We start from the raw sequence: 24,719 nt of genomic DNA, 5'->3' as shown, positions 1-24,719 counted from the left end.
TACCGCGATTCACTCGCAATAGACAGCCACAGACAATTTGCTAGACGAGTCGACCTGATCCGAGGTCACGGAGTTCCTTCCTTGCTTATGCGTGAAACCCCTGTAGTGATTGATGGCCCGGTGGGTCAACTGGAAGCACTGTACCTGGACAACGAGCAGCCTCGCGGCCTGGCACTGATCTGCCATCCGAACCCGGTGCAGGGCGGCACAATGCTCAACAAAGTAGTCTCGACCCTGCAGCGCACTGCGCGTGATGCCGGTTTGATCACCCTGCGTTTCAACTACCGTGGTGTCGGCGCCAGCGAAGGCACCCACGACATGGGCACCGGCGAAGTCGATGATGCCCAGGCTGTGGCTGATTGGTTCAGGGCCAAACACCCGGAGTTGCCACTGACCCTGTTCGGTTTCTCCTTCGGCGGATTTGTTGCAGCAAGTCTCGGTGGACGTCTGGAAGCGAAGGGCGAACAGCTCAAGCACCTGTTCATGGTCGCGCCGGCGGTCATGCGCCTCGGCGATCAGGATCAGCTGCCGCAACAGGGCGAACTGACCCTGATCCAGCCGGAAACCGACGAAGTGATCGATCCGCAGTTGGTTTACGAATGGTCCGACAAGCTCGAACGCCCCCATGAGCTGCTGAAAGTGGCAGAATGCGGACACTTTTTTCATGGCAAGCTGACCGATCTCAAGGATCTGATCCTGCCGCGTCTCTCGAATTGATTGCAGTCTGACAAGCGATTACCCATGACGACTCGTACCCGTATCCTCACCGGCATCACCACCACCGGCACGCCGCACCTGGGCAACTACGCCGGCGCCATCCGCCCGGCGATCGTCGCCAGCCGTGACAGCAATGCCGATTCGTTCTACTTCCTGGCCGACTACCACGCCCTGATCAAGTGCGATGACCCGCTGCGCATCCAGCGCTCGCGACTGGAAATCGCCGCGACCTGGCTGGCCGGTGGCCTGGATGTGGACCGCGTGACCTTCTATCGCCAGTCCGACATCCCGGAAATCCCCGAACTGACCTGGCTGCTGACCTGCGTTGCCGCCAAGGGCCTGCTCAATCGCGCCCACGCCTACAAGGCTTCGGTGGACAAGAACGTCGAGACCGGTGAAGACCCGGACGCCGGCATCACCATGGGCCTGTACAGCTACCCGGTGCTGATGGCCGCGGACATCCTGATGTTCAACGCGCACAAGGTGCCGGTCGGTCGTGACCAGATCCAGCACGTGGAAATGGCGCGGGACATCGGCCAGCGCTTCAACCACCTGTTTGGCCAGGGCAAGGAGTTCTTCACCATGCCCGAGGCGTTGATCGAAGAGAGCGTCGCCACGTTGCCGGGCCTGGATGGCCGCAAGATGTCGAAGAGCTACGACAACACCATCCCGCTGTTCTCCAGCCCCAAAGAGATGAAGGACGCGATTTCGCGGATCGTCACCGACTCCCGCGCGCCGGGCGAAGCCAAGGATCCGGACAATTCGCACCTGTTCACCTTGTTCCAGGCGTTCGCCACTGCGGCGCAGGCCGACGAGTTCCGTAGCGAACTGTCGCAGGGCCTGGGTTGGGGCGAGGCGAAGAATCGTCTGTTCCAGTTGCTCGACAACGAACTGGGCGAATCCCGCGAGCGTTATAACCAGCTGATCGAGCGCCCGGCGGATCTGGAAGACATCCTGCAACACGGCGCGAAAAAAGCCCGTGCGGTGGCGACGCCATTCCTCAACGAACTGCGTGAGGCGGTGGGCCTGCGCTCGTTCGTTGCCCAGACCCAAGTGGCGGCGACCACCAAGAAGAAAGCCGTGAAGGCTGCACGTTTTGTCAGCTTCCGTGAAGACGACGGCAGTTTCCGCTTCCGTCTGCTGGCGGCCGATGGCGAACAACTGCTGCTGTCGCGCAACTTCGCCGACGGTAAAACCGCGGGGCAGGTGACCAAGCAACTGCAGTCGGGCCAGGATCTGGACGTGCGCAGTGAAGACCTGAGCTTCAGCGTCTGGCTGGAAGGCGAGTGCGTTGCCGTCAGCCCGGCGTTTGCCGACAGCGCCGCCCGTGACGCTGCCGTCGAGGCTTTGCGCATCGCCCTGACGCCTGTTCAGGAATAAACAACGGTTCGGCCCGACCAAGGGCCGATTGCCATTCCTCGGGGCCGTCGCTACAGTGTCGGCCCGTTTTTGTTGCCTTGCTAACGAATTATGACGCCCCTAGAACGATATCAAGCTGATCTGAAACGCCCGGAATTCTTCCATGACGCCGCACAGGAAACTGCCGTGCGTCATTTGCAGCGCCTGTACGACGACCTGGTCGCGGCCGAGCAAAACAAGCCGGGCCTGCTGGGCAAGTTGTTTGGCAAGAAGGATCAGACCCCGGTCAAGGGCCTGTATTTCTGGGGCGGCGTAGGTCGCGGCAAGACTTACCTGGTGGATACCTTCTTTGAAGCGCTGCCCTTCAAGGAAAAGACCCGTACGCACTTCCACCGCTTCATGAAGCGCGTGCACGAAGAGATGAAAACCCTGGGCGGTGAGAAAAACCCGCTGACCATCATCGCCAAGCGTTTTGCCACCGAAGCCCGGGTCATCTGCTTCGATGAATTTTTCGTTTCCGACATCACCGACGCCATGATCCTTGGCACCCTGATGGAAGAACTGTTCAAGAACGGCGTGACCCTGGTCGCGACGTCGAACATCGTGCCGGACGGCCTCTACAAGGACGGCCTGCAACGCGCGCGCTTCCTGCCGGCCATCGCGCTGATCAAGCAGAATACCGAGATCGTCAACGTCGACAGCGGCGTCGACTATCGTCTGCGTCACCTCGAACAAGCCGAACTGTTCCACTATCCACTCGATGAAGCCGCCAACGAAAGCCTGCGCAAGAGCTTCCGTGCGCTGACGCCGGAATGCACGGCGGCGGTCGAAAATGATGTGCTGATGATCGAGAACCGTGAAATTCGTGCCGTGCGCACCTGCGATGACGTGGCCTGGTTCAACTTTCGTGAACTGTGCGATGGTCCGCGCAGCCAGAACGACTACATCGAGTTGGGCAAGATCTTCCACGCCGTGCTGCTCAGCGATGTCGAGCAAATGAGCGTTACCACCGACGACATCGCCCGACGCTTCATCAACATGGTCGACGAATTCTACGACCGTAACGTGAAGCTGATCATCTCCGCCGAAGTCGAGCTTAAAGACCTGTACACAGGTGGTCGCCTGAACTTCGAGTTCCAGCGTACCTTGAGCCGACTGCTGGAAATGCAATCCCACGAATTCCTGGCCCGGGCGCACAAGCCGTAGGACGATTCGGAAAATAAAAAAGGCCTGCGATTGCAGGCCTTTTTTGTGCTGTAAATCCCTGTAGGCGCGAGCCTGCTCGCGAAGGCGGTGAGTCAGTCACATTAATGCTGGATGTGCCAAAGTCATCGCGAGCAGGCTCGCTCCTACATGGGATTTTTTTAGGCCTGAGGCCTACGCAGCCTGCTGAAACTGCTGCCGATACTGATTCGGCGACAACTCCGTGTGCTGGCGGAACAACCGGGCGAAGAAGCTCGCATCGTCATAGCCGACTTCATAGCTGATGGTCTTGATGCTCTTGCGGCTGCCGGACAGCAAGCCCTTGGCGGTTTCGATGCGCAGGCGCTGCAGGTAATGCAGTGGCTTGTCGCCGGTGGCGGTCTGGAAGCGGCGCATGAAGTTGCGGATGCTCATGCCGTGTTCGCGGGCGACGTCCTCGAAACGGAACTTGTCGGCGAAGTGATCTTCGAGCCAGTGCTGGATCTGCAGGATGATCACGTCCTGGTGCAGCTTCTGCCCGCCGAATCCAATCCGTCCCGGTGAATAACTGCGCTGCACTTCGTAGAGGATGTCCCGGGCCACGGCCTGGGACACGTTGGCGCCGCAGAAGCGCTCGATCAGGTAAATGTACAAATCGCAGGCCGAGGTGGTGCCGCCGGCGCAGTACAGGTTGTCGGCGTCGGTCAGGTGCTTGTCCTGATTGAGCTGGACCTGGGGAAAACGTTCGGCGAAGGCATTGAAGAACCGCCAGTAGGTGGTCGCTTCCTTGCCATTGAGCAACCCGGCTTCGGCCAGCCAGAAAACACCGGTGGCTTCGCCGCACAGTACGGCACCGCGCGCATGTTGTTGGCGCAGCCAGGGCAGGACTTGCGGGTAACGCTTGCAGAGGCTGTCGAAATCATCCCAGAACGCCGGAAGAACGATGATGTCGGCGTTTTCCAGCCCGCCGTCCACCGGAATCATCACATCACTGAAAGTGTTGACCGGTTTGCCGTCGGGGCTGACCAGACGGGTTTCGAACGCCGGTGTCAGGCCCTGGCCCAGCTGTTTGCCGTAGCGCAGGCTGGCGAGGTGGAAGAAATCCTTGGCTTGCATGAGGGTGGAAGCGAAAACCCGGTCGATGGCCAGGATGCTGACGCGCCGCAGGGGCGTGGAGGCTTGGTTAGACATAATTCAACTTTATTTTTATAGGGGGAAGTGGTCACCAGACGGCTGGATCGTCTTATTTTTTGTCGGATGTGTCCAGTGTCCTGTATCGGAAGCGAGGCTTAGTCTCTGAAGGTCAACTCATTCTAAAAACAAAGAAAAGGTGCCGCATGATCCCCAGAACCCTGTTCAGTTCCGAGCACGAGCTTTTCCGCGACAGCGTGCGGACGTTCCTCGAAAAAGAGGCGGTGCCGTTCCATGGGCAATGGGAAAAACAGGGCTATATCGACCGCAAACTGTGGAACAAGGCGGGGGAGGCGGGGATGCTTTGCTCGCACTTGCCGGAAGAGTACGGCGGCCTGGGAGCGGACTTTCTCTACAGTGCGGTGGTGATCGAAGAAGTGGGGCGACTGGGCCTGACCGGCATCGGTTTTTCCCTGCACTCGGACATCGTGGCGCCCTACATCCTGCATTACGGCAGTGAGGCGCTGAAGCATAAATACCTGCCGAAACTGGTGTCCGGCGAGATGGTTACCGCGATCGCCATGACCGAACCGGGCGCCGGTTCCGATCTGCAAGGGGTGAAAACCACGGCCGTGCTCGATGGCGATGAGTACGTGATCAACGGCTCCAAGACCTTTATCACCAATGGCTACCTGGCCGATCTGGTGATCGTCGTCGCCAAGACCGATCCGAAGGCGGGCGCGAAGGGCACCAGTCTGTTTCTGGTGGAAGCCAATACGCCGGGCTTCGACAAGGGAAAGCGCCTGGAAAAAGTCGGGATGAAAGCCCAGGACACCTCGGAGCTGTTCTTTCAGGACGTGCGTGTACCCAAGGAAAACCTGCTGGGCCAGGCCGGGATGGGCTTTGCCTACCTGATGCAGGAATTGCCCCAGGAGCGCCTTACCGTGGCCATTGGCGGGCTGGCTTCAGCCGAAGCGGCGCTGCAATGGACGTTGGACTACACCCGCGAGCGCAAGGCGTTCGGCAAGTCGATCGCGGATTTCCAGAATACCCGGTTCAAGCTGGCGGAGATGGCCACGGAAATCCAGATCGGCCGCGTCTTTGTCGACCGCTGCCTGGAACTGCACCTGCAAGGAAAACTCGACGTGCCGACGGCGGCGATGGCCAAGTACTGGGGCACCGACCTGCAGTGCAAGGTGCTCGACGAGTGTGTGCAGTTGCACGGTGGCTACGGGTTCATGTGGGAGTACCCGATTGCCCGGGCATGGGCGGATGCGCGGGTGCAGCGGATCTATGCCGGCACCAATGAAATCATGAAGGAGATTATTGCGCGGTCGCTTTGATTGGCGCTGATGGTTGAAAAGATCGCAGCCTCCGGCAGCTCCTACACAGAATTGGCGTACACCCTGTAGGAGCTGCCGAAGGCTGCGATCTTTTCGTGGTCATGACAAATTATGGAGCCGGATTCGGATGATCCTTGTGAATCGCCTCGATCCCTTCCAGCACTTCCTCCGACAGCTTCAAGTCGAAACTGCCGATGTTGCTCTCCAGTTGCTCCATCGTCGTCGCGCCAATGATGTTGCTGGTCACGAACGGCTGCTGCGTGACGAACGCCAGGGCCATTTGCGCCGGGTCCAGGCCGTGCTCGCGAGCCAGGGCCACGTAACGGCTGCAGGCGGCTTCCGACTGCGGATTGAAATAGCGGCTGAAGCGGCTGTAGAGGCTCAGGCGACCTTTTGGTGGGCGGGCGCCACCTTCGTACTTGCCTGACAGGAAGCCGAACGCCAGCGGTGAATAGGCCAGCAGCCCGCACTGTTCGCGGATGGCGATTTCCGCCAGGCCGACTTCAAAGCTGCGGTTGAGCAGGTTGTACGGGTTCTGGATCGACACCGCACGCGGCCAGCCTCGGGCTTCGGCCAGGGCCAGGAAGCGCATGGTGCCCCATGGTGTCTCGTTGGACAGGCCGATGTGGCGGATCTTGCCGGCGCGGACCTGCTCGTCCAGCGCTTCGAGGGTGTCCTCCAGTGGGGTCAGGTTGGCTTCGATCTTGTGCTTGTAGCCCAGTTGTCCGAAAAAGTTGGTGCTGCGTTCCGGCCAGTGCAGTTGGTACAGGTCGATGTAGTCAGTCTGCAGGCGCTGGAGGCTGGCATCCACCGCTTCGGTGATGTGCTGGCGGTTGTGGCGCAGGTTTTTATCGCGAATGTAGTCGATGGTGTTGCCGGGGCCGGCGATCTTGCTGGCCAGGATCCAGTCGCCGCGGTCGCCGCGGCTTTTGAAGTAGTTGCCGATGTAGCGTTCGGTGGTGGCGTAGGTTTCGGCCTTGGGTGGCACCGGGTACATCTCGGCGGTGTCGATGAAGTTGATCCCGGCACGCTTGGCCCGCTCAATCTGGGCGAAGGCCTCTGCCTCGCTGTTTTGCTCGCCCCAGGTCATGGTTCCGAGGCAGAGGGCACTCACGTTCAGATTGGTTCGGCCTAGCTGGCGATAGTCCATCGGGTGCTCCTTGGGCAAAACAATCATAAAAGCAGGTTGAATTATTTTTCGCAATCTGCATAATTGCGCACCTCTTTCTGCAGTGGAAGTGATGCGCCGCCGCCGAAGAATCTTGCCGTTGAACGGACGCGCCGACCCGAGCCCCCGAAAGCGTCTGTATCCGGCTGCCTTTGACTTGTCAAAGTACGCACTATTCAGTAAGATCCGCCGTCTAATTTACAGGGCGGCCCCTGAGGCTATAAAGAATGAAAACTTTTACTGCTAAACCAGAAACAGTAAAGCGCGACTGGTTTGTCGTCGACGCTGCTGGTCAGACCCTGGGTCGTCTGGCCACCGAAATCGCGAGCCGTCTGCGTGGCAAGCACAAGCCTGAGTACACTCCTCACGTTGACACCGGCGACTACATCGTCGTAATCAACGCTGAGCAGATCCGTGTTACCGGTGCTAAAACCACTGACAAAATGTACTACTCCCACTCCGGTTTCCCGGGCGGCATCAAGTCGATCAACTTTGAAAAGCTGATCGCCAAGGCCCCTGAGCGCGTGATCGAGACCGCGGTTAAAGGCATGCTGCCTAAAAACCCACTGGGTCGCGACATGTACCGTAAGCTGAAAGTCTATGCGGGCGCTGCACACCCACATACTGCTCAGCAGCCCCAAGAACTGAAGTTTTAACGGAATAGTACATTATGTCGGCGACTCAAAATTACGGCACTGGCCGTCGCAAGACCGCAACCGCACGCGTTTTCCTGCGTCCGGGTACTGGTAACATCTCCATCAACAACCGTTCGCTGGATAACTTCTTCGGCCGCGAAACTGCCCGCATGGTAGTTCGTCAGCCGCTGGAGCTGACTGAGACTGTCGAGAAGTTCGACATCTACGTCACCGTGATCGGCGGTGGTGTGAGTGGTCAGGCTGGCGCAATCCGCCACGGTATCACTCGTGCTCTGATGGACTACGACGAGACTCTGCGCAGCGCCCTGCGTAAAGCCGGCTTCGTAACCCGCGATGCTCGTGAAGTTGAGCGTAAGAAAGTCGGTCTGCGTAAAGCGCGTAAGCGTCCGCAGTACTCGAAGCGTTAATTCGCTTTCACGTTCAAAAAAGAACGCCCAGTTTCCTCACGGAGCTGGGCGTTTTTTTATGTCTGCGATTTATCAAAGAATTGCGCTGTGACAACTTGCCACATCCGCAGACGCCCTATACTACAAGGCTTGGGGGTGATGGGTTCCGGTAATTACCTTGTCAGAATTGGGGCTTTTCATTACCATTCGGCAAAATTTTTATAAGTACATAGTTTTACTTAGTAGACGCCTGATTTAACAGGCCACAAAGCTGATGGGAGAGGACTGAATGAGCAATGACGGCGTGAATGCAGGCCGGCGTCGCTTCTTGGTAGCAGCCACATCCGTGGTGGGTGCTGCAGGAGCGGTGGGGGCTGCGGTCCCGTTCGTGGGGTCATGGTTTCCCAGTGCCAAGGCGAAAGCCGCAGGTGCACCGGTGAAAGTGAATGTCAGCAAGATCGAGCCAGGCCAGCAGATGATTGCTGAGTGGCGCGGCCAGCCGGTGTTCATCGTCCGCCGTACACAGGAAATCCTGGGGAATCTGAAGAAGATCGAGGGCCAGCTCGCTGACCCGACCTCCAAGAACTCGACGCAACCGACTTACGTTGATCCGGAAACCCGTTCGATCAAACCCGAGGTCCTGCTGCTGATCGGTATCTGCACGCACCTGGGTTGCTCGCCGACCTTCCGTCCCGAAGTGGCACCTGCGGATCTGGGTAAAGACTGGGTAGGCGGCTATTTCTGCCCTTGCCACGGCTCCCACTACGATCTGGCTGGTCGCGTCTACAAGTCGCAGCCTGCGCCTTTGAACCTGCCAGTTCCCCCGCATTCCTATGAGACCGATGAAATTATTATCATTGGCGTCGATACGGAGAAAGCGTGATGAGCAAGTTCATGGATTGGGTTGATGCGCGCTTTCCCGCCACCAAAATGTGGGAAGACCATCTCAGCAAGTATTACGCACCGAAGAACTTCAACTTCTTCTACTTCTTTGGCTCCCTGGCGCTGCTCGTTCTGGTCAACCAGATCGTCACCGGTGTCTGGCTGACCATGAGCTACAACCCGTCGGCGGAAGAGGCGTTCGCCTCCGTCGAATACATCATGCGTGACGTCGAGTACGGCTCGATCCTGCGTCTGTTGCACTCCACCGGCGCTTCGGCGTTCTTCATCGTGGTCTATCTGCACATGTTCCGTGGCCTGCTCTACGGTTCGTACCAGAAGCCTCGTGAGCTGGTGTGGGTCTTCGGCATGCTGATCTACCTGGCGCTGATGGCCGAAGCCTTCATGGGCTACCTGCTGCCGTGGGGCCAGATGTCCTACTGGGGTGCCCAGGTGATCATCTCGCTGTTCGGTGCGATCCCGGTCATCGGCAACGACCTGACCCAGTGGATTCGTGGTGACTACCTGATTTCCGGTATTACCCTGAACCGCTTCTTCGCCCTGCACGTGGTTGCCCTGCCAATCGTTATCCTGGGTCTGGTGGTGCTGCACATCCTGGCGTTGCACGAAGTCGGTTCGAACAACCCGGACGGCGTCGACATCAAGAAGCACAAGGACGAAAACGGCATACCGCTGGACGGCATTGCCTTCCACCCGTACTACACCGTGAAAGATATCGTCGGTGTGGTGGTGTTCCTGTTCATCTTCTGCTCGATCGTGTTCTTCTTCCCGGAAATGGGCGGCTACTTCCTTGAAAAGCCGAACTTTGAAGTGGCGAACGCCTTCAAGACCCCAGAGCACATCGCTCCGGTCTGGTACTTCACCCCGTTCTACGCCATCTTGCGTGCGATTCCGGACAAGCTCCTGGGTGTGATCGCCATGGGTGCGGCCATCGCTGTGCTGTTCGTCCTGCCATGGCTGGATCGTAGCCCGGTCAAGTCGATGCGCTACAAGGGCTGGCTGAGCAAGATCTGGCTCTGGGTGTTCTGCATCTCGTTCGTGATCCTGGGCGTGCTGGGCGTATTGGCCCCAACCCCTGAGCGTACGCTGTTGTCGCAGGTATGCACCTTCCTGTACTTCGCCTACTTCATTCTGATGCCGTTCTACACCAGGCTCGAGAAGACCAAACCGGTTCCGGAAAGGGTGACTGGCTGATGAAAAAACTATTTGCTGTATTGATGCTTGCTGCGCTGCCAGTGTTTGCTTTCGCGGCTGAGCACGGTGGCCCCGAGCTGGAAAAGGTCGATATCGACGTTTCCGATAAAGCGGCCATGCAGGACGGCGCGCGTACGTTCGCCAACTACTGCATGGGTTGCCACAGTGCCAAGTTCCAACGCTATGAGCGTGTTGCCGACGACCTGGGCATTCCCCACGAGTTGATGCTCGAGAAGCTGGTGTTCACTGGCGCCAAGATCGGCGACCACATGAGCATCGGCATGCAGCCGGCGGACGCCAAGGCCTGGTTTGGCGCAGCGCCGCCGGACCTGACCCTGGTTGCCCGTGTTCGCGGCACCGACTGGCTCTACGGTTACCTGAGGTCGTTCTACGAAGACCCTGCGCGTCCATGGGGCGTGAACAACAAGGTCTTCCCGAACGTGGGCATGCCTAACGTCCTGGCCGGCCTGCAAGGTCGCCAGGTGGTTGGCTGCAAACAGGTTCAGATCGTCGAGGGCGGCAAGAAGCAATATGATCCTCTGACCGGTACGGCGCTGACTCATGAAGCGTGCGATCAGTTGACCATCGTGCCGAAAAGCGGTGCCCTGACTGCAGAGCAGTTCGATGAGAAGGTCAAGAATCTGGTAACCTTCCTGGCTTACTCGGCTAACCCGGTTAAGCTGCAACATCAGCGCATCGGTACATACGTATTGTTGTACCTGGCGTTCTTCTTCGTCTTCGCTTACCTGCTCAAGCGCGAATACTGGAAAGACGTGCACTGATAAAGCTTCAAGCTATTGCTGTTAATCGCGCGCGCCCAAGGGCGCCTCTGAAGATGTAGCGAAACTGGTGATCCAGTCGTTACGGGAGGCGCCCTCTGGGCGCGCTCGTTTTTGAGCTTTCGATAATTTCTACAAGCGAGGAGGATCGCCATGGGCGTGACCAATCGGTTGGCCTGTTACTCCGACCCCGCCGACCACTATTCCCACCGAGTGCGCATCGTACTGGCAGAGAAGGGTGTCAGCGCCGAGATCATTTACGTGGAGGCTGGTCGCCAGCCGCCTAAACTGATTGAGGTGAACCCTTATGGCAGTCTGCCCACACTGGTCGATCGTGACCTGGCGTTGTGGGAGTCGACTGTGGTGATGGAATACCTGGATGAGCGTTACCCGCATCCGCCGCTACTGCCGGTTTATCCCGTGGCGCGTGCCAACAGTCGCCTGCTGATACACCGCATTCAGCGCGACTGGTGTGGTCTGGTGGACCTGATTCTGGATTCGCGGACCAAGGAAGCGGCCCGTGCCGTGGCTCGAAAAGAGTTGCGCGAAAGCCTGACGGGTGTGTCGCCACTGTTTGCCGACAAACCGTTTTTCCTCAGTGAGGAACAAAGTCTGGTGGATTGCTGCCTATTGCCAATACTCTGGCGATTGCCGATTCTGGGTATAGAACTGCCGCGGCCGGCCAAGCCGCTGCTTGATTATATGGAGCGCCAGTTTGCGCGTGAGGCTTTCCAGGCGAGTCTGTCTGGTGTCGAACGCGACATGCGCTAAGGCTTAAGGAGCCGTTATGAACTCCAGTCGACCTTATCTGGTCCGTGCGCTCTATGAGTGGATTGTGGACAACGATTGCACCCCGCACATGCTGGTCAATTCCGAGTACCCGTCGGTGCAGGTGCCTCAGGGGTTTGCCAGTGACGGACAGATCGTCCTGAACGTATCGCCACAAGCCGTGCGTCATTTGCACATGGATAACGAAGCGGTCAGTTTCGAAGGGCGCTTTGGTGGCGTACCGCACACCTTGTACGTGCCGATTGCTTCGATCCTGGGCATCTACGCCCGGGAGAATGGCCAGGGCATGGTGTTCGATCTGGAGTCGCCCATGGGCGAGGACGACGAGATCGAACCGGATGACGATCTACCGCCACCCGACAGTGAGCCGCCGCGTCCAAGCGGTCGCCCCAGTCTGAAAGTGGTGAAGTAATAAAAAAGGCGATCCAGATGGATCGCCTTTTTTATGCGTGGGATTGCAGGTCAGTCGATGTACTCGAACAGCTTCACAATCTTCTGCACGCCGGATACGCCTTGTACCAGGTTGGTCGCCTGCGCAGCTTCCTGCTTGGTCAGCAGGCCCAGCAAGTAGACGATGCCGTTTTCAGTGACAACCTTGATGCGCGAGCCGGGGATGTTCGCATCGGCGAGCATCTGGGTCTTGATCTTGGTGGTCAGCCAGATGTCGTTCTGGCGTGCCAGCAACGAGGACGGTGGCAGGACTTGCAGTTCGTTGTGTACCTGTTTCACGCGCTGGACGGCGGCGGCGGCCTGTTCGGCCTTGGCCTTGAGGTCCGCGCGTGGCGTTTGCCCGGCGAGCAGCACGACACCGTTGAAGCTGGTGACGACGATGTGCGAATCCTTATCCAGGGCCGGGTCGGCCTTGGCGACGTTCACACCAACCTTGGTGTCGATCAGGGAATCGTCGATCTTGCTGCCCAATGTGCGAGTGCCACGGTCATCTTCAATCGGTGCTTCGCGGCTGGCAGTCACCACCGAGGTGCAGCCGCTGATGCCGAGGCACAGGGTCAAGGCCAGTAGGCCAAGGCGATTAGGGGTCATTCTTCACTCCCGAACAATTGGCTGTCGATCAAGTCGCAAAGGCAGTGGATCGCCAGCAGGTGGACTTCTTGAATACGAGCGGTGACGTTGGCCGGCACGCGAATCTCGACGTCCTCGGGCAACAGGAGCGACGCCATGCCGCCGCCATCACGCCCCGTCAATGCTACGACAATCATTTCGCGATCATGTGCGGCCTGGATCGCTTGAATTATGTTGGCCGAGTTGCCGCTGGTGGAGATAGCCAGCAACACATCGCCCGGTTGGCCGAGTGCACGGATCTGCTTGGAGAAGATTTCGTTGTAGCTGTAGTCGTTGGCGATCGAGGTGATCGTCGAACTGTCGGTCGTCAGGGCGATGGCCGGCAGGCTCGGGCGTTCGCGCTCAAAGCGATTGAGCAGTTCGGACGAGAAGTGCTGGGCATCGCCGGCAGAGCCGCCGTTGCCGCAGGAAAGCATTTTGCCTTCGTTGAGCAGGGCGTTGACCATGACCTGGCTGGCTTGCTCGATGTGCGGTGCAAGTACTTCCATCGCCTGTTGCTTGGTGTCGATACTGGCCTGAAAAAGCTGGCGAATTCGCGATTGCATGTCCATCTGTGTGACCTTAAGTAGCGCGGCTGTTCGGCACGTGAATGTGCAGCCCGCAAAGCAAAGAGCAAAAATGTTGGGTGATAGTGTCCGGTTCGCAATGCCGGCGATCAGCCGTCGAAGGCATTCTGTAGCCAATTCAACTGATCGAGGTTGCTGTCGATGGCAATCACGTCGAAGCGGCAAGGGGAATTGGCCCAGCGCGGCTCGCGCTGAAGAAAATATTGCGCGGCGAAAATCAGTTTTTGCCGTTTGCGCTCATCGATGCTATCGAGCGCGCCACCCCATTGAGTGTTTTTTCTGTAGCGGACTTCAACGAATACTACTGTATCGCCATCTAGCATGACCAGATCAAGCTCGCCGCGTTTACACAACCAGTTCTGCGCCAGCAGGCGCAGACCCTGTTGTTGAAGATGCTCGAGCGCATGGCGCTCGGCATCCTTGCCGCTTTGCTGGCGTGACCTGTCGGGCATCAGCGAGCGGTGTCCGGCAGGCGCTGAACCTGGCCATTGACGAACTCGGCCCATGGCAACTGGCGCACGACCCGCTGGCTCTGAGACATGCCAAGGCTGCCCGACTCACCGTCGATGCGGCTGTCCGGCAGTGACTTGAGCTGGCCCAGGCGTGGTGCCAGGCGATAGGCGTCCACACCCATGGCATACAGGCGCCCCAGGCTGCCGGCGGCTTGTGGCCACTGGGCAGTGACCTGGCGGCGCAGTGGATCGTTGGCGTCCAGCAACCATGGCGTCTCGCAGAAGCGAATGCCATTCATGTCGTTGTACTGGTTGACGTCACCGCTGGCGCTGAACACGTGGGAGGTGGCGTAGACCGGAACATCACCTGCGTACTGGAAGTTCAGGGTCGGTTTGATCTGCTGGGCCTGTTGCGGCGTTGCGGCGAGGAAAATGAACTCGATGTCCTGGCGGCGCGATGGCTGGGCGGCCACTTGCGAGCCAACGGTGCTTTGCAGGCTCTTGGCGCGACCTTCGCTCTGACGCAGCTGGAACATGTCGGCAATCTGCTGGGCCAACTGGACCGGCTGGTCGACGCGTTCGGTGGCGACGATGGTGCCGCCATTGGCTTGCCAATCCTGGCTGAACGCCTTGAGCACGCGGTCGCCCCATTCACCTTTTGGCACCATGATGGCTGCGCGATGCAGGCCGTCGGCGCGAGCGCGGCGCGACACTTCGCGGGCTTCGTCTTCAGCGGCAAGACCGAACTGGAACAACTGCGCCGGGCCTTGATCGCCCTCGCTGTAATTGAGCGCCAGGGTGGTGATCGGTAACTGCGGACGAGTGCTCAGCTGTTTGACCAGCGGCTTCTCCAGCGGGCCGACGACCAGTTGCACGCCATCGGCCTGGGCCTTGCGGTAGAACTCGTCCATGGACGTCAGGCGCGAGCTGTCATAGAACTCGATGGCGGGTGGTTTCTGCCCGGCCTGCTGGGCCTGGTAGTGAGCGGCCATGAAACCGTCGCGCAGCGCTTTGCCAACCGAGGCCAGTTGGCCGTCCTGAGGCAGCAGCAGGGCAATCTTGTTCAGGGGCTGGCTGGCCAGCTCCTTGAGTTGGGTCAGTGGCTGCGGCAATTGTTTGGCTGCCGGGTGCTTCGGATTCTGCGCGCGCCAGTTGTCGATGGCGGCCTGTTGCTGCTCCAGGGTGCCGGCGGATTTCACGGCCAGTGCCAAGGCCATCCAGCCGCCGAGATCGTCGGTGGTGTTTGGCTGCAACTGATCGGTCGGTAGCGAAGCGATCAGGGTCCAGATGGCTTCATGGTTTTTGCTTGCGGCTTCACCTTCGAGCATCGGGGCGATGAAAATGCGCTGGCGAGCGGCGGCGAGGGTCTGGCCATCGGCTTCAAGGGCGCGGGCGTGAACGGTGCCGGTGCGGACCTGTTGTTCGTCGGGCAGTTCGCTCAAGTACTGCAGGCTCGGATGGCTCAAGGCGGCCAGCGCGGCCTTGGGCTGATTGCGGGTCATGGCCAGTTCAGCCGCCAGGGTGTTGGCGAAAACCTGTGGGGCCGGCTTGAGCTGTTCGACAGGAACCTGTTGCAGGATTTGCGCGGACTGGCCGGCATTGCCCTGGCGATAGGCCAGGTCGGCAGCGCTCAAGCGCAGCAAGGCAGCATCTTCCGGTGATTTGCTTTGGGAGGCCTTCTCAAGCAGTTGCTCGATACTGGCATCCGGTGTCCGTGGTAGTTCGCCAAGGCTGGACGAGGGCGAGCTGGCGCAAGCCGCCAGCAAGGCAGCGAGGCAGAGGGCAGATAACAGCCGCAGGCAAGCGATCATGTAAGCGTTCCTGATACTCGATCAAATTAGCGTGGAATTGTACCCAAGCACTGGCCGGGGCGCGATGTTACTGGCGTGAATCGATCAATTTAGCTGGTGTAAATGTTGCGCCAGCGCACAAACGGTCACCGATACCTTGTTTGCTTACGGGTTCGAGAGTCTCGCTACGCGCTACAATGGCGACTTTTACCGATCATGAGGTGTGCGCTTTGACTGCTCCAGGTGCTTTGAATTCCGCTGCTGGCTCGCTTTATGTGGTGGCGACGCCCATCGGCAACCTGGATGACATCAGTGCGCGGGCGCTGAAGATTCTGCGCGAAGTGGCCTTGATTGCCGCGGAAGACACTCGTCACTCCCAGCGCTTGATGCAACATTTCGGCATCTCGACGCCATTGGCGGCCTGCCATGAGCACAACGAGCGTGATGAAGGTAGCCGCTTTATCACGCGCCTGCTTGCCGGTGACAGCGTGGCGTTGATCTCGGATGCCGGGACGCCGCTGATTTCCGATCCGGGTTATCACCTGGTACGGCAGGCCAGGGCGGCGGGCATCAGTGTGGTGCCGGTTCCGGGTGCTTGCGCATTGATTGCGGCGTTGTCGGCGGCCGGGCTGCCTTCCGACCGATTCATTTTCGAAGGTTTTCTGCCGGCCAAGGCGGTGGGGCGGCGTGCGCGTCTCGAGCAGGTAAAGGAAGAGCCTCGTACATTGATCTTCTATGAGGCCCCGCATCGCATCCTGGAATGCCTTCAGGACATGGAGTTGGTGTTCGGTCCCGAGCGCCCGGCGCTGCTTGCCCGTGAGCTGACCAAGACGTTTGAGACTCTCAAGGGGCTGCCGTTGGCTGAGCTGCGCGAGTTTGTCGAGTCGGACAGCAATCAGCAGCGTGGCGAGTGCGTGGTGCTGGTGGCGGGCTGGTCCGCGCCCGAGGAGGAAGGCACCGTCAGCAGCGAGGCGATGCGCATCCTCAACCTGTTGCTCGAAGAAATGCCGCTCAAGCGTGCGGCGGCTTTGGCGGCGCAAATCACCGGCGAGCGAAAGAATGTGCTGTACCAGATCGCGCTGGATCAGCAGAAGGGCGAGTAAAACCCGACGCACAGGCGTGCTCTATGGCGCTTGGTGCTTGTTCTTCAGGCGCTCTGCCGGTAACCTTCGCGGCGGAGAGTCGATCGGACAGTCGCTGCCCTCTATGAAAATTAGGGGGGGAGGAAAGTCCGGGCTCCATAGGGCGAAGTGCCAGGTAATGCCTGGGAGGCGTGAGCCTACGGAAAGTGCCACAGAAAATAACCGCCTAAGCGCTTCGGCGCCGGTAAGGGTGAAAAGGTGCGGTAAGAGCGCACCGCACGTCTGGCAACAGTTCGTGGCTAGGTAAACCCCACTTGGAGCAAGACCAAATAGGGTCCCAAGGCGTGGCCCGCGCTGGGACCGGGTAGGTTGCTAAAGATGTCCAGTGATGGCCATCGTAGACGAATGACTGTTCAAGACAGAACCCGGCTTACAGATCGACTCTCCACCTTTTTCTTTCCTCTGCTTGAATCATCAGGCAGGGGGGCAAGTGATAGCAATTTCCCTCCTTACACAATCATCCGCAGAACCTCTTTTGTAATACCAAAAAAATCTTACTCTTAATAAATTACTTTAACTTTCGAACGCAGCCTTCTGTGCTGATTCAAGTTATTGGTCAGTTTCATCTGCCGGATTCTCGTTACCTCTCCGTTAATGCTCCTAAATCTCAGTTCTGTAAGGGTTTTCCTTTACTCCGCGCCTTGACGGTGTGGTGGGCGCATTCCTATAGTGTGCGCAAGTGGCGGAAAGTGGCATGAAGTGGGTTTTTTGAACTCAAAACGCTAGAATTTGGAGAAACGCTGACGTGTTTCGCGGAGCCAACGCTATCAGTCTCGATGCAAAGGGCCGTCTCGCTATGCCGAGCCGGTACCGTGACGAGCTCGATTCGCGTAGCTCCGGTCAATTGATCGTGACAATTGATGCCGTTGATCCTTGTTTGTGTGTTTACCCCCTCGATGAGTGGGAAATTATTGAAACCAAACTGCGCGCATTGCCTTCGCTTCGCGAAGAGAACCGTCGCCTGCAACGTTTACTGATTGGTAATGCCGTCGACCTCGAGCTCGATGGCAGTGGTCGTTTTCTGGTTCCACCGCGTCTTCGTGAATATGCCAAGTTGGATAAGCGCGCGATGTTGGTAGGCCAACTGAACAAGTTCCAATTGTGGGACGAGGATGCCTGGAACGCGGTTTCTGCCGCTGACCTGGCTGCCATTCAACAACCGGGCGCGATGCCTGATGAACTGCGTGATTTGATCCTGTGACTATTGATAGCGGCTTTAACCACATCACCGTACTGCTTGACGAAGCCGTCGAGGCTCTCGCCGTACGTCCTGATGGCTGCTATCTGGACGGTACGTTCGGGCGCGGCGGACACAGCCGGTTGATCCTCAGCCAGCTCGGACCCGATGGTCGGTTGCTCGGATTCGATAAGGATCCACAAGCGATTGCCACCGGGCAAGCGCTAGCGGCCGAAGACGGCCGCTTTGTCGTTGTGCAGCGCAGCTTTGCCGAGCTCGGTTCGGAAGTCGCCGAACGCGGTCTGGCCGGCAAGGTCAGCGGCGTGCTGCTGGATCTGGGGGTGTCTTCGCCACAGCTCGATGATCCTGAGCGCGGCTTCAGCTTCCTCAATGACGGCCCGCTGGACATGCGCATGGATCCGTCCCGTGGCATCAGCGCCGCCGAATTCGTCAACACCGCGCCCGTGGAGGAAATCGCCCGGGTGTTCAAGGAATACGGCGAAGAGCGTTTCTCCGGTCGCATGGCCCGTGCCGTGGCCGAGCGCCGCGACATCAGGCCATTCGAGCGTACCGGTGACCTGGCAGAAGTCCTGAAGGTCGCCAACCCGGCGTGGGAAAAGGGCAAGAACCCTGCAACCCGCGCGTTCCAGGGATTGCGTATTCACGTCAACAACGAACTGGGTGATCTGGAAACCGGCCTCGAAGCCGCTCTGGAATGCCTGGAAGTGGGTGGTCGCCTGGTGGTGATCAGCTTCCACTCCCTTGAAGACCGTATCGTCAAACTGTTCATGCGCAAGCTGGTCAAAGGCGAAGCCGACAACCTGCCGCGCAACCTGCCGGTTCGGCATGTCGCCTTCGAACCGAAAATCAAAGTCCATGGCAAAGCGCAGACGGCCTCCGACGCCGAACTCAAAGCCAACCCACGTTCCCGTAGCGCTGTCATGCGTGTGGCGGAGAAGCTGCGGTGAGCAGGCTTTTCGCCAAGCCATTGCCCGGCGGAAGCTTCTTCATGCTGCTGCTGTTTGTCGGCGTGCTCGTGTCGGCCATCGGCGTGTCCTACAGCGCGCACTGGAACCGTCAGCTATTGAATTCGCTGTACAACGAACTGAGCGTGCGCGACAAGGCGCAGGCGGAGTGGGGCCGGTTGATTCTGGAGCAGAGCACCTGGACCGCCCACAGCCGTATCGAAGTGCTGGCCACCGAACAATTGAAAATGCACATCCCCGGTGCCGCTGACGTGAAGATGGTGGCGCCATGATGAAACTCGAAGGTGCACTCTTTCCTTGGCGGTTCCGCGTGGTGCTGGGTTTGCTAGGGATAATGGTGGCCGCGATTGCCTGGCGCATCATCGATTTGCAAGTGGTCGACCGCGCCTTCCTTAAAGGTCAGGGCGATGCCCGCAGTGTTCGTCATATTCCGATTCCGGCTCACCGTGGTCTGATCACCGACCGTAACGGCGAGCCATTGGCCGTGAGTACTCCTGTCACCACCCTTTGGGCCAATGCCAAGGAGATGCAAACGGCCAAAGAGAAGTGGCCAGCATTGGCCGCTGCGCTGGGGCAAGACCCTAAAGCCTTGGCCGAGCGCCTTGAAGCGCAAGCCAATAAAGAATTCATTTACCTGGTGCGCGGGCTGACGCCTGAGCAGGGCCAGGCCGTGCTCGATCTGAAAGTGCCAGGCGTCTATGGCATCGAAGAGTTCCGCCGTTTCTATCCGGCCGGTGAAGTGACCGCGCATATGGTCGGCTTTACCGACATCGATGACCATGGAAAGGAAGGTATCGAACTGGCCTATGACGAATGGCTGGCCGGGGTGCCGGGTAAACGACAAGTCATCAAGGACCGGCGCGGCCGGTTGATCAAGGATGTCCAGGTCACCAAAAACGCCAAGGCCGGAAAGCCCTTGGCGTTGTCCATTGACCTGCGCCTGCAATACCTGGCCAACCGCGAGTTGCGTAACGCGATCATCGAGAACGGCGCCAAGGCCGGCAGCCTGGTGATCATGGACGTGAAGACCGGCGAGATTCTCGCGATGGTCAACCAGCCGACCTACAACCCGAACAATCGCCGCAACCTGCAGCCGGCGATGATGCGTAACCGCGCCATGATCGACGTGTTCGAGCCAGGCTCGACCATGAAAGCGATCTCGATGAGCGCTGCCATCGAAACCGGCCGCTGGAAGCCGAGCGACACCGTCGAGGTGTATCCGGGCTCCCTGCAGATTGGCAAGTACACCATCAAGGACGTATCCAAGACCGAAGGCCCGGTGCTCGACCTGACCGGCATTCTGATCAATTCCAGTAACGTCGGCATGAGCAAGGTCGCGTTCGATATCGGCGGCGAAACCATTTTCCGTCTGGCGCAGAAAGTCGGGCTCGGCCAGGACACCGGCCTGGGCTTCCCGGGCGAGCGTGTCGGCAACCTGCCGAACTACCGCGAGTGGCGTAAGGCCGAGACCGCGACGCTGTCCTATGGCTACGGTGTTTCCGTGACAGCGATCCAGCTGGTCCATGCCTTCTCGGCCCTGGCCAACAATGGTCGCCTCGCACCGCTGACCCTGATCAAGACCGACAAGGCGCCGCAAACCACCCAGGTGTTGCCGGAGGCGGTCGCGAAAACCATGCAAGGCATGCTGCAACAAGTGATCGAAGCCCCGCGCGGTGTGTTCCGTGCGCAGGTACCGGCGTATCACGTGGGCGGCAAGTCGGGTACTGCGCGCAAAACCTCGGTCGGCACCAAGGGTTACGCCGAGAACTCCTACCGTTCGCTGTTCGCCGGCTTCGGCCCGATGAGCGATCCGCGTTACGCCATAGTGGTCGTAATCGACGAGCCGACCAAGGCCGGTTACTTCGGTGGCCTGGTTTCCGCGCCGGTGTTCAGTCGCGTGATGTCGGGCACCCTGCGCCTGATGAACATCACGCCGGACAACCTGCCACCAACTCAACAAGCGAACGCAACACCGGTCGTTCCGCTGAAAGCCAATGGAGGGCGCGGCTGATGTCTCTGAGCCTGAACAAGATTTTCCCTCATGCCGGCCACGATTTGCTGATTCGCGAACTCGCCCTGGACAGCCGCAATGTGCGCGCGGGCGATCTGTTCCTCGCCGTGCCAGGCGGGAAGTTCGATGGGCGCGCGCATATTGCCGACGCCTTGCAGCGCGGTGCAGCCGCGGTGGCCTATGAAGTAGAAGGCGCCACGGTCCTGCCGATCACTGAAGTGCCACTGATTCCGGTCAAAGGTCTGGCGGCTCAGCTGTCGGACATCGCCGGGCGCTTTTATGGCGAGCCGAGCCATCACCTGAACCTGGTGGGCGTGACCGGCACCAACGGCAAGACCAGCGTGACGCAATTGGTTGCCCAGGCGCTGGATCTGCTCGGTCAGCACTGCGGTCTGGTCGGCACGCTCGGTTCGGGTTTCTACGGCGCGCTGGAAAGCGGCCTGCACACCACGCCAAACCCGATTGCTGTGCAAGCGACCCTGGCGGACCTGAAAAAGGCCGGCGCCAAAGCCGTGGCGATGGAGGTTTCTTCCCATGGCCTGGACCAGGGCCGTGTGACTGCACTGGCGTTCGATGTGGCTGTGATGACCAACTTGTCTCGCGATCACCTGGATTATCACGGCACCATGCAGGCTTATGGCGAAGCCAAGGCCCGGCTATTTGACTGGAATGACTTGAAATGCCGCGTGGTCAACCTCGACGACAAGTTCGGCCGGCAACTGGCCGCCGACAAGCGCGAGTCGCGGGTGATCACCTACAGCCTGGAAGATTCCAGTGCCTACCTGTATTGCCGTCAGGCGCAATTCGACGACGAAGGCGTGCGCGCCACGCTGGTCACGCCACAGGGCGAGCACCACTTGCGCAGCACCTTGCTCGGTCGCTTCAACCTGAGCAATGTCCTGGCCGCGGTCGGCGCGTTGCTCGGTCTGGATTACGCCCTGGACGAAATCCTCACGGTCCTGCCGAAGCTTGAAGGCCCTGCCGGTCGCATGCAGCGTCTGGGCGGTGGCTCGCAGCCGCTGGTGGTGGTCGATTACGCCCACACTCCGGATGCCCTGGAAAAAGTATTGCTGGCCCTGCGTCCACACGCCAAGGGCCGGTTGCTGTGCCTGTTCGGCTGTGGCGGCGACCGCGATCGCGGCAAGCGTCCGTTGATGGCCGAAGTGGTTGAGCGCCTGGCCGATGGCGTGCTGGTGACCGATGACAATCCGCGCACTGAAGATCCATCGGTGATTTTCGATGACATCCGCGCCGGTTTCACGGCTGCGGATAAAGTGGAGTTCGTTGCCGGTCGTGGTCAGGCGATTGCCCGGCTGATCGCCAGTGCCTCGGCGGATGACGTGATTGTCCTGGCCGGTAAAGGTCACGAGGACTATCAGGAAATCAACGGCGAGCGTCATGCCTTTTCCGATCTGGTCGAGGCCGATCACGCCTTGACCGCGTGGGAGGTGGCCCATGCTTAAGGCCTTGAAGCTGAGTGAACTGACCGCTGCGCTGAATGCTCGCCTGGTGTCCGCCGATGCCAGCTTCGACGGCGTCAGCATCGACAGCCGCGCGATCAAGCCGGGCCAACTGTTTATTGCCCTGACCGGTCCGCGTTTTGACGGTCATGACTATCTCAATGATGTCGCCGCCAAGGGCGCCGTGGCTGCGCTGGTCGAACGTGAAGTGGCCGACAGCACGCTGCCGCAGTTGCTGGTCAGCGACACCCGCCAGGCGTTGGGTCAATTGGGTGCGCTGAATCGCGCCGCCTACACCCATCCGGTCGCGGCCGTCACCGGTTCCAGCGGCAAGACCACGGTCAAGGAGATGCTTGCGAGCATCCTGCGCACGCGCGGCGCGGTGCTGGCCACGCGTGGCAACCTGAACAACGACCTCGGCGTACCGCTTACCTTGCTCGAACTGGCGCCGGAGCACACCGCTGCCGTGATCGAGTTGGGTGCTTCGCGCCTGGGCGAAATTGCCTACACCGTCGGCCTGACCAGGCCGCACGTGGCCATTCTCAACAATGCCGGGACCGCCCACGTCGGCGAGTTCGGCGGTCCGGAAAAAATCGTCGAAGCCAAGGGCGAGATTATCGAAGGGCTGGATGCCGATGGCGTCGCCGTTCTCAATCTCGACGACAAGGCATTCGGGATCTGGAAGGCCCGCGCCGGCGACCGCAAAGTGCTGACGTTTGCGTTGAGCAACTCCAGCGCCGATTTCCATGCCAGTGACCTGGCCACCGATGCTCGTGGCTGCCCGGCATTCAACCTGCACAGCCCTGAAGGTGTGGAGCGCGTGCAACTGAACCTGCTTGGCACCCATAACGTCGCCAATGCCATGGCTGCCGCCGCTGCTGCTCATGCCTTGGGCGTGTCGCTGTTCGGTATCGCCACCGGCCTTGGTGCGGTGCAACCGGTCAAGGGCCGCACCGTCGCGCAACTGGCCAGCAATGGCATGCGCGTGATCGATGACACTTATAACGCCAACCCCACCTCCATGTGCGCTGCCGTTGATATACTGGCCGGCTTTTCCGGTCGCACCGTCCTGGTGCTCGGGGATATCGGCGAGTTGGGCGAATGGGCGGAGCAGGGGCACCGCGACGTGGGCGAGTACGCCCGTGGCAAGGTTTCTGCGCTGTACGCCGTTGGGCCAATGATGGCTCACGCCGTGAACGCATTCGGTCCACAGGCTTTTCACTTCAGCACGCAGGCTGAACTGATCAAGGCCCTGGGCGCCGAGCAAGATACAAACACCACCATTTTGATCAAGGGGTCGCGCAGCGCTGCGATGGAAAACGTCGTTGCCGCCTTGTGCGGGTCCAGTCTGGAGAAACATTAATGCTGCTGCTGCTAGCGGAGTATCTGCAACAGTTCTACAAAGGCTTCGCGGTCTTCCAGTACCTGACCCTGCGCGGGATTCTCGGTGTACTGACCGCGCTGGTCTTGTCGCTGTGCTATGGCCCATGGATGATCCGCACGTTGCAGAACCGTCAGATCGGTCAATCCGTTCGCAACGACGGCCCGCAGTCGCACCTGTCCAAGTCGGGTACACCGACCATGGGCGGTGCGCTGATTCTGTCGTCCATCGGTGTCAGCACCCTGCTGTGGGCTGACCTGAGCAACCGCTATGTCTGGGTCGTGTTGCTGGTGACCCTGCTGTTCGGCGCCATCGGCTGGGTCGACGACTACCGCAAGGTCATCGAGAAGAACTCCCGTGGCTTGCCGAGCCGCTGGAAATATTTCTGGCAATCGGTGTTCGGTCTGGGGGCAGCGGTCTTCCTTTATATGACTGCCGCCACGCCAGTGGAAACCACCCTGATCCTGCCGATGCTCAAGGACTACAGCATTCCGCTGGGCGCCGGTTTCATCGTGCTGACCTACTTTGTGATCGTCGGTTCGAGCAACGCGGTCAACCTGACCGACGGCCTCGACGGCCTGGCGATCATGCCGACCGTGATGGTCGGTGGTGGCCTGGGCATTTTCTGCTACCTGTCGGGTAACGTGAAATTCGCCGAATACCTGCTGATTCCTTACGTACCGGGCGCCGGTGAGTTGATCGTGTTCTGTGGCGCACTGATCGGAGCGGGCCTGGGCTTCCTCTGGTTCAACACCTATCCGGCACAAGTCTTCATGGGTGACGTCGGCGCACTGGCGCTGGGCGCGGCCCTGGGCACCATCGCGGTGATCGTCCGTCAGGAAATCGTCCTCTTCATCATGGGCGGTGTGTTCGTGATGGAAACGCTGTCAGTCGTCATTCAGGTCGCCTCTTTTAAACTGACCGGTCGCCGCGTATTCCGCATGGCGCCCATTCACCACCACTTTGAACTCAAGGGTTGGCCCGAGCCGCGCGTGATCGTCCGTTTCTGGATCATCACCGTGATTCTCGTGCTGGTCGGCCTTGCCACCCTGAAGCTGAGGTAGAAACAC

At 59.5% G+C, this 24,719-nt stretch carries 25 protein-coding genes and 1 other RNA gene; 20 read left to right on the top strand and 6 right to left on the bottom strand.

Going from position 1 to position 24,719, the window contains the following annotated elements; all coding sequences use genetic code 11:
* The first annotated feature begins 87 nt into the window (after window positions 1-87).
* The 3 genes from AB4O40_RS12550 (at window position 88) to zapE (ending at window position 3,282) form a co-directional block, all read left to right on the top strand.
* Window positions 88-717, top strand: coding sequence for an alpha/beta hydrolase (locus AB4O40_RS12550; protein WP_414914563.1), 630 nt, complete (start codon window positions 88-90; stop codon window positions 715-717).
* A gap of 24 nt (window positions 718-741) precedes the next feature.
* Window positions 742-2,097 (top strand): tryptophan--tRNA ligase, encoded by a 1,356-nt coding sequence (locus AB4O40_RS12545; protein WP_460054320.1) that lies wholly within the window; start codon window positions 742-744, stop codon window positions 2,095-2,097.
* Between the two features lie 90 nt (window positions 2,098-2,187).
* Window positions 2,188-3,282 carry a cell division protein ZapE gene (gene zapE / locus AB4O40_RS12540; RefSeq protein ID WP_056726236.1) on the top strand — a complete coding sequence of 365 codons (1,095 nt, stop codon included), beginning with the start codon at window positions 2,188-2,190 and terminating at the stop codon, window positions 3,280-3,282.
* Between the two features lie 171 nt (window positions 3,283-3,453).
* Here zapE and AB4O40_RS12535 read toward each other — a convergent pair whose 3' ends face one another.
* Window positions 3,454-4,374 (bottom strand): GlxA family transcriptional regulator, encoded by a 921-nt coding sequence (locus tag AB4O40_RS12535; RefSeq protein WP_177336483.1) that lies wholly within the window; start codon window positions 4,372-4,374, stop codon window positions 3,454-3,456.
* 221 nt (window positions 4,375-4,595) lie between these two features.
* Between AB4O40_RS12535 and AB4O40_RS12530 the strand changes: the two genes are divergently transcribed.
* Entirely contained in the window at window positions 4,596-5,732 is a 1,137-nt protein-coding gene (locus AB4O40_RS12530) for an acyl-CoA dehydrogenase family protein (protein ID WP_046041911.1), read from the top strand.
* A 109-nt stretch (window positions 5,733-5,841) separates the two neighbouring features.
* Here AB4O40_RS12530 and AB4O40_RS12525 read toward each other — a convergent pair whose 3' ends face one another.
* Window positions 5,842-6,882, bottom strand: a complete 1,041-nt coding sequence (locus AB4O40_RS12525) for an NADP(H)-dependent aldo-keto reductase (protein ID WP_056726231.1) — start codon at window positions 6,880-6,882, stop codon at window positions 5,842-5,844.
* 245 nt (window positions 6,883-7,127) lie between these two features.
* On the opposite strand from AB4O40_RS12525, the gene rplM reads away from it, so the two are divergent.
* From rplM to AB4O40_RS12490, 7 genes are all read left to right on the top strand, one after another.
* Window positions 7,128-7,556, top strand: coding sequence for a 50S ribosomal protein L13 (rplM, locus tag AB4O40_RS12520; RefSeq protein ID WP_007917032.1), 429 nt, complete (start codon window positions 7,128-7,130; stop codon window positions 7,554-7,556).
* 14 nt (window positions 7,557-7,570) lie between these two features.
* Window positions 7,571-7,963, top strand: a complete 393-nt coding sequence (gene rpsI, locus AB4O40_RS12515; RefSeq protein WP_003228056.1) for a 30S ribosomal protein S9 — start codon at window positions 7,571-7,573, stop codon at window positions 7,961-7,963.
* A 268-nt stretch (window positions 7,964-8,231) separates the two neighbouring features.
* Window positions 8,232-8,825: a ubiquinol-cytochrome c reductase iron-sulfur subunit gene (gene petA, locus AB4O40_RS12510; RefSeq protein WP_046041913.1), complete on the top strand. Its 594-nt coding sequence runs from the start codon at window positions 8,232-8,234 to the stop codon at window positions 8,823-8,825.
* Window positions 8,825-10,036 (top strand): cytochrome b, encoded by a 1,212-nt coding sequence (locus AB4O40_RS12505; RefSeq protein WP_008045954.1) that lies wholly within the window; start codon window positions 8,825-8,827, stop codon window positions 10,034-10,036. The genes petA and AB4O40_RS12505 overlap by 1 nt, the downstream gene beginning before the upstream one ends.
* The gene (locus AB4O40_RS12500; protein ID WP_056726230.1) at window positions 10,036-10,818 is read left to right on the top strand and encodes a cytochrome c1; all 783 of its coding nucleotides are present in this window, start codon (window positions 10,036-10,038) and stop codon (window positions 10,816-10,818) included. The genes AB4O40_RS12505 and AB4O40_RS12500 overlap by 1 nt, the downstream gene beginning before the upstream one ends.
* A 150-nt stretch (window positions 10,819-10,968) precedes the next feature.
* Window positions 10,969-11,586 (top strand): glutathione S-transferase N-terminal domain-containing protein, encoded by a 618-nt coding sequence (locus tag AB4O40_RS12495; RefSeq protein ID WP_007972581.1) that lies wholly within the window; start codon window positions 10,969-10,971, stop codon window positions 11,584-11,586.
* 16 nt (window positions 11,587-11,602) lie between these two features.
* Window positions 11,603-12,016, top strand: coding sequence for a ClpXP protease specificity-enhancing factor (locus AB4O40_RS12490; RefSeq protein ID WP_007998247.1), 414 nt, complete (start codon window positions 11,603-11,605; stop codon window positions 12,014-12,016).
* 50 nt (window positions 12,017-12,066) lie between these two features.
* Here the strand turns inward: AB4O40_RS12490 and AB4O40_RS12485 are convergent, their stop codons facing one another.
* From AB4O40_RS12485 to AB4O40_RS12470, 4 genes are all read right to left on the bottom strand, one after another.
* Window positions 12,067-12,645: a BON domain-containing protein gene (locus AB4O40_RS12485; RefSeq protein WP_056726229.1), complete on the bottom strand. Its 579-nt coding sequence runs from the start codon at window positions 12,643-12,645 to the stop codon at window positions 12,067-12,069.
* On the bottom strand, window positions 12,642-13,235 hold the full coding sequence (locus AB4O40_RS12480; RefSeq protein WP_007972584.1) for a phosphoheptose isomerase: 594 nt from the start codon (window positions 13,233-13,235) through the stop codon (window positions 12,642-12,644). Before AB4O40_RS12480 ends, AB4O40_RS12485 begins: the two co-directional genes overlap by 4 nt.
* Before the next feature lie 104 nt (window positions 13,236-13,339).
* Window positions 13,340-13,702 carry a YraN family protein gene (locus AB4O40_RS12475; protein WP_008045939.1) on the bottom strand — a complete coding sequence of 121 codons (363 nt, stop codon included), beginning with the start codon at window positions 13,700-13,702 and terminating at the stop codon, window positions 13,340-13,342.
* A complete protein-coding gene (locus tag AB4O40_RS12470; protein ID WP_056726228.1) occupies window positions 13,702-15,513 on the bottom strand; it encodes a penicillin-binding protein activator in 1,812 nt (603 codons plus the stop codon). Before AB4O40_RS12470 ends, AB4O40_RS12475 begins: the two co-directional genes overlap by 1 nt.
* Before the next feature lie 176 nt (window positions 15,514-15,689).
* Here AB4O40_RS12470 and rsmI point away from each other — a divergent pair, with 176 nt between their 5' ends.
* The 9 genes from rsmI to mraY all read left to right on the top strand — a co-directional run bounded on the left by rsmI (window position 15,690) and on the right by mraY (window position 24,713).
* The gene (rsmI, locus tag AB4O40_RS12465) at window positions 15,690-16,595 is read left to right on the top strand and encodes a 16S rRNA (cytidine(1402)-2'-O)-methyltransferase (protein WP_177336479.1); all 906 of its coding nucleotides are present in this window, start codon (window positions 15,690-15,692) and stop codon (window positions 16,593-16,595) included.
* Window positions 16,596-16,670: 75 nt separating this feature from the next.
* Window positions 16,671-17,023: RNase P RNA component class A (gene rnpB, locus AB4O40_RS12460), an RNA gene on the top strand.
* Window positions 17,024-17,379: 356 nt separating this feature from the next.
* Complete coding sequence (mraZ, locus tag AB4O40_RS12455; protein ID WP_007917012.1) at window positions 17,380-17,835, top strand: division/cell wall cluster transcriptional repressor MraZ; 456 nt, start codon at window positions 17,380-17,382, stop codon at window positions 17,833-17,835.
* On the top strand, window positions 17,832-18,779 hold the full coding sequence (gene rsmH, locus AB4O40_RS12450; protein WP_056726226.1) for a 16S rRNA (cytosine(1402)-N(4))-methyltransferase RsmH: 948 nt from the start codon (window positions 17,832-17,834) through the stop codon (window positions 18,777-18,779). Before mraZ ends, rsmH begins: the two co-directional genes overlap by 4 nt.
* Entirely contained in the window at window positions 18,776-19,069 is a 294-nt protein-coding gene (gene ftsL / locus AB4O40_RS12445) for a cell division protein FtsL (RefSeq protein ID WP_056726225.1), read from the top strand. The genes rsmH and ftsL overlap by 4 nt, the downstream gene beginning before the upstream one ends.
* Window positions 19,069-20,808 carry a peptidoglycan D,D-transpeptidase FtsI family protein gene (locus tag AB4O40_RS12440; protein WP_173900782.1) on the top strand — a complete coding sequence of 580 codons (1,740 nt, stop codon included), beginning with the start codon at window positions 19,069-19,071 and terminating at the stop codon, window positions 20,806-20,808. The genes ftsL and AB4O40_RS12440 overlap by 1 nt, the downstream gene beginning before the upstream one ends.
* Window positions 20,808-22,271, top strand: a complete 1,464-nt coding sequence (locus AB4O40_RS12435) for a UDP-N-acetylmuramoyl-L-alanyl-D-glutamate--2,6-diaminopimelate ligase (RefSeq protein WP_460054332.1) — start codon at window positions 20,808-20,810, stop codon at window positions 22,269-22,271. The genes AB4O40_RS12440 and AB4O40_RS12435 overlap by 1 nt, the downstream gene beginning before the upstream one ends.
* Window positions 22,264-23,631: a UDP-N-acetylmuramoyl-tripeptide--D-alanyl-D-alanine ligase gene (locus AB4O40_RS12430; protein ID WP_056726222.1), complete on the top strand. Its 1,368-nt coding sequence runs from the start codon at window positions 22,264-22,266 to the stop codon at window positions 23,629-23,631. The genes AB4O40_RS12435 and AB4O40_RS12430 overlap by 8 nt, the downstream gene beginning before the upstream one ends.
* The gene (mraY, locus tag AB4O40_RS12425; RefSeq protein ID WP_008045924.1) at window positions 23,631-24,713 is read left to right on the top strand and encodes a phospho-N-acetylmuramoyl-pentapeptide-transferase; all 1,083 of its coding nucleotides are present in this window, start codon (window positions 23,631-23,633) and stop codon (window positions 24,711-24,713) included. Before AB4O40_RS12430 ends, mraY begins: the two co-directional genes overlap by 1 nt.
* The last annotated feature ends 6 nt before the right edge of the window (window positions 24,714-24,719 follow it).

Source organism: Pseudomonas sp. S2_F07 (assembly GCF_054668325.1).
This window is presented reverse-complemented; position numbering and strand designations above follow the sequence as displayed.

Coding starts and splice junctions, on each gene's coding strand:
- AB4O40_RS12550 (WP_414914563.1), top strand. CDS start 88: ATGCGTGAAACCCCTGTAGTGATTGATGGCCCGGTGGGTCAACTGGAA.
- AB4O40_RS12545 (WP_460054320.1), top strand. CDS start 742: ATGACGACTCGTACCCGTATCCTCACCGGCATCACCACCACCGGCACG.
- zapE (WP_056726236.1), top strand. CDS start 2,188: ATGACGCCCCTAGAACGATATCAAGCTGATCTGAAACGCCCGGAATTC.
- AB4O40_RS12535 (WP_177336483.1), bottom strand. CDS start 4,374: ATGCAAGCCAAGGATTTCTTCCACCTCGCCAGCCTGCGCTACGGCAAA.
- AB4O40_RS12530 (WP_046041911.1), top strand. CDS start 4,596: ATGATCCCCAGAACCCTGTTCAGTTCCGAGCACGAGCTTTTCCGCGAC.
- AB4O40_RS12525 (WP_056726231.1), bottom strand. CDS start 6,882: ATGGACTATCGCCAGCTAGGCCGAACCAATCTGAACGTGAGTGCCCTC.
- rplM (WP_007917032.1), top strand. CDS start 7,128: ATGAAAACTTTTACTGCTAAACCAGAAACAGTAAAGCGCGACTGGTTT.
- rpsI (WP_003228056.1), top strand. CDS start 7,571: ATGTCGGCGACTCAAAATTACGGCACTGGCCGTCGCAAGACCGCAACC.
- petA (WP_046041913.1), top strand. CDS start 8,232: ATGAGCAATGACGGCGTGAATGCAGGCCGGCGTCGCTTCTTGGTAGCA.
- AB4O40_RS12505 (WP_008045954.1), top strand. CDS start 8,825: ATGAGCAAGTTCATGGATTGGGTTGATGCGCGCTTTCCCGCCACCAAA.
- AB4O40_RS12500 (WP_056726230.1), top strand. CDS start 10,036: ATGAAAAAACTATTTGCTGTATTGATGCTTGCTGCGCTGCCAGTGTTT.
- AB4O40_RS12495 (WP_007972581.1), top strand. CDS start 10,969: ATGGGCGTGACCAATCGGTTGGCCTGTTACTCCGACCCCGCCGACCAC.
- AB4O40_RS12490 (WP_007998247.1), top strand. CDS start 11,603: ATGAACTCCAGTCGACCTTATCTGGTCCGTGCGCTCTATGAGTGGATT.
- AB4O40_RS12485 (WP_056726229.1), bottom strand. CDS start 12,645: ATGACCCCTAATCGCCTTGGCCTACTGGCCTTGACCCTGTGCCTCGGC.
- AB4O40_RS12480 (WP_007972584.1), bottom strand. CDS start 13,235: ATGGACATGCAATCGCGAATTCGCCAGCTTTTTCAGGCCAGTATCGAC.
- AB4O40_RS12475 (WP_008045939.1), bottom strand. CDS start 13,702: ATGCCCGACAGGTCACGCCAGCAAAGCGGCAAGGATGCCGAGCGCCAT.
- AB4O40_RS12470 (WP_056726228.1), bottom strand. CDS start 15,513: ATGATCGCTTGCCTGCGGCTGTTATCTGCCCTCTGCCTCGCTGCCTTG.
- rsmI (WP_177336479.1), top strand. CDS start 15,690: ATGGCGACTTTTACCGATCATGAGGTGTGCGCTTTGACTGCTCCAGGT.
- AB4O40_RS12440 (WP_173900782.1), top strand. CDS start 19,069: ATGAAACTCGAAGGTGCACTCTTTCCTTGGCGGTTCCGCGTGGTGCTG.
- AB4O40_RS12435 (WP_460054332.1), top strand. CDS start 20,808: ATGTCTCTGAGCCTGAACAAGATTTTCCCTCATGCCGGCCACGATTTG.
- AB4O40_RS12430 (WP_056726222.1), top strand. CDS start 22,264: ATGCTTAAGGCCTTGAAGCTGAGTGAACTGACCGCTGCGCTGAATGCT.
- mraY (WP_008045924.1), top strand. CDS start 23,631: ATGCTGCTGCTGCTAGCGGAGTATCTGCAACAGTTCTACAAAGGCTTC.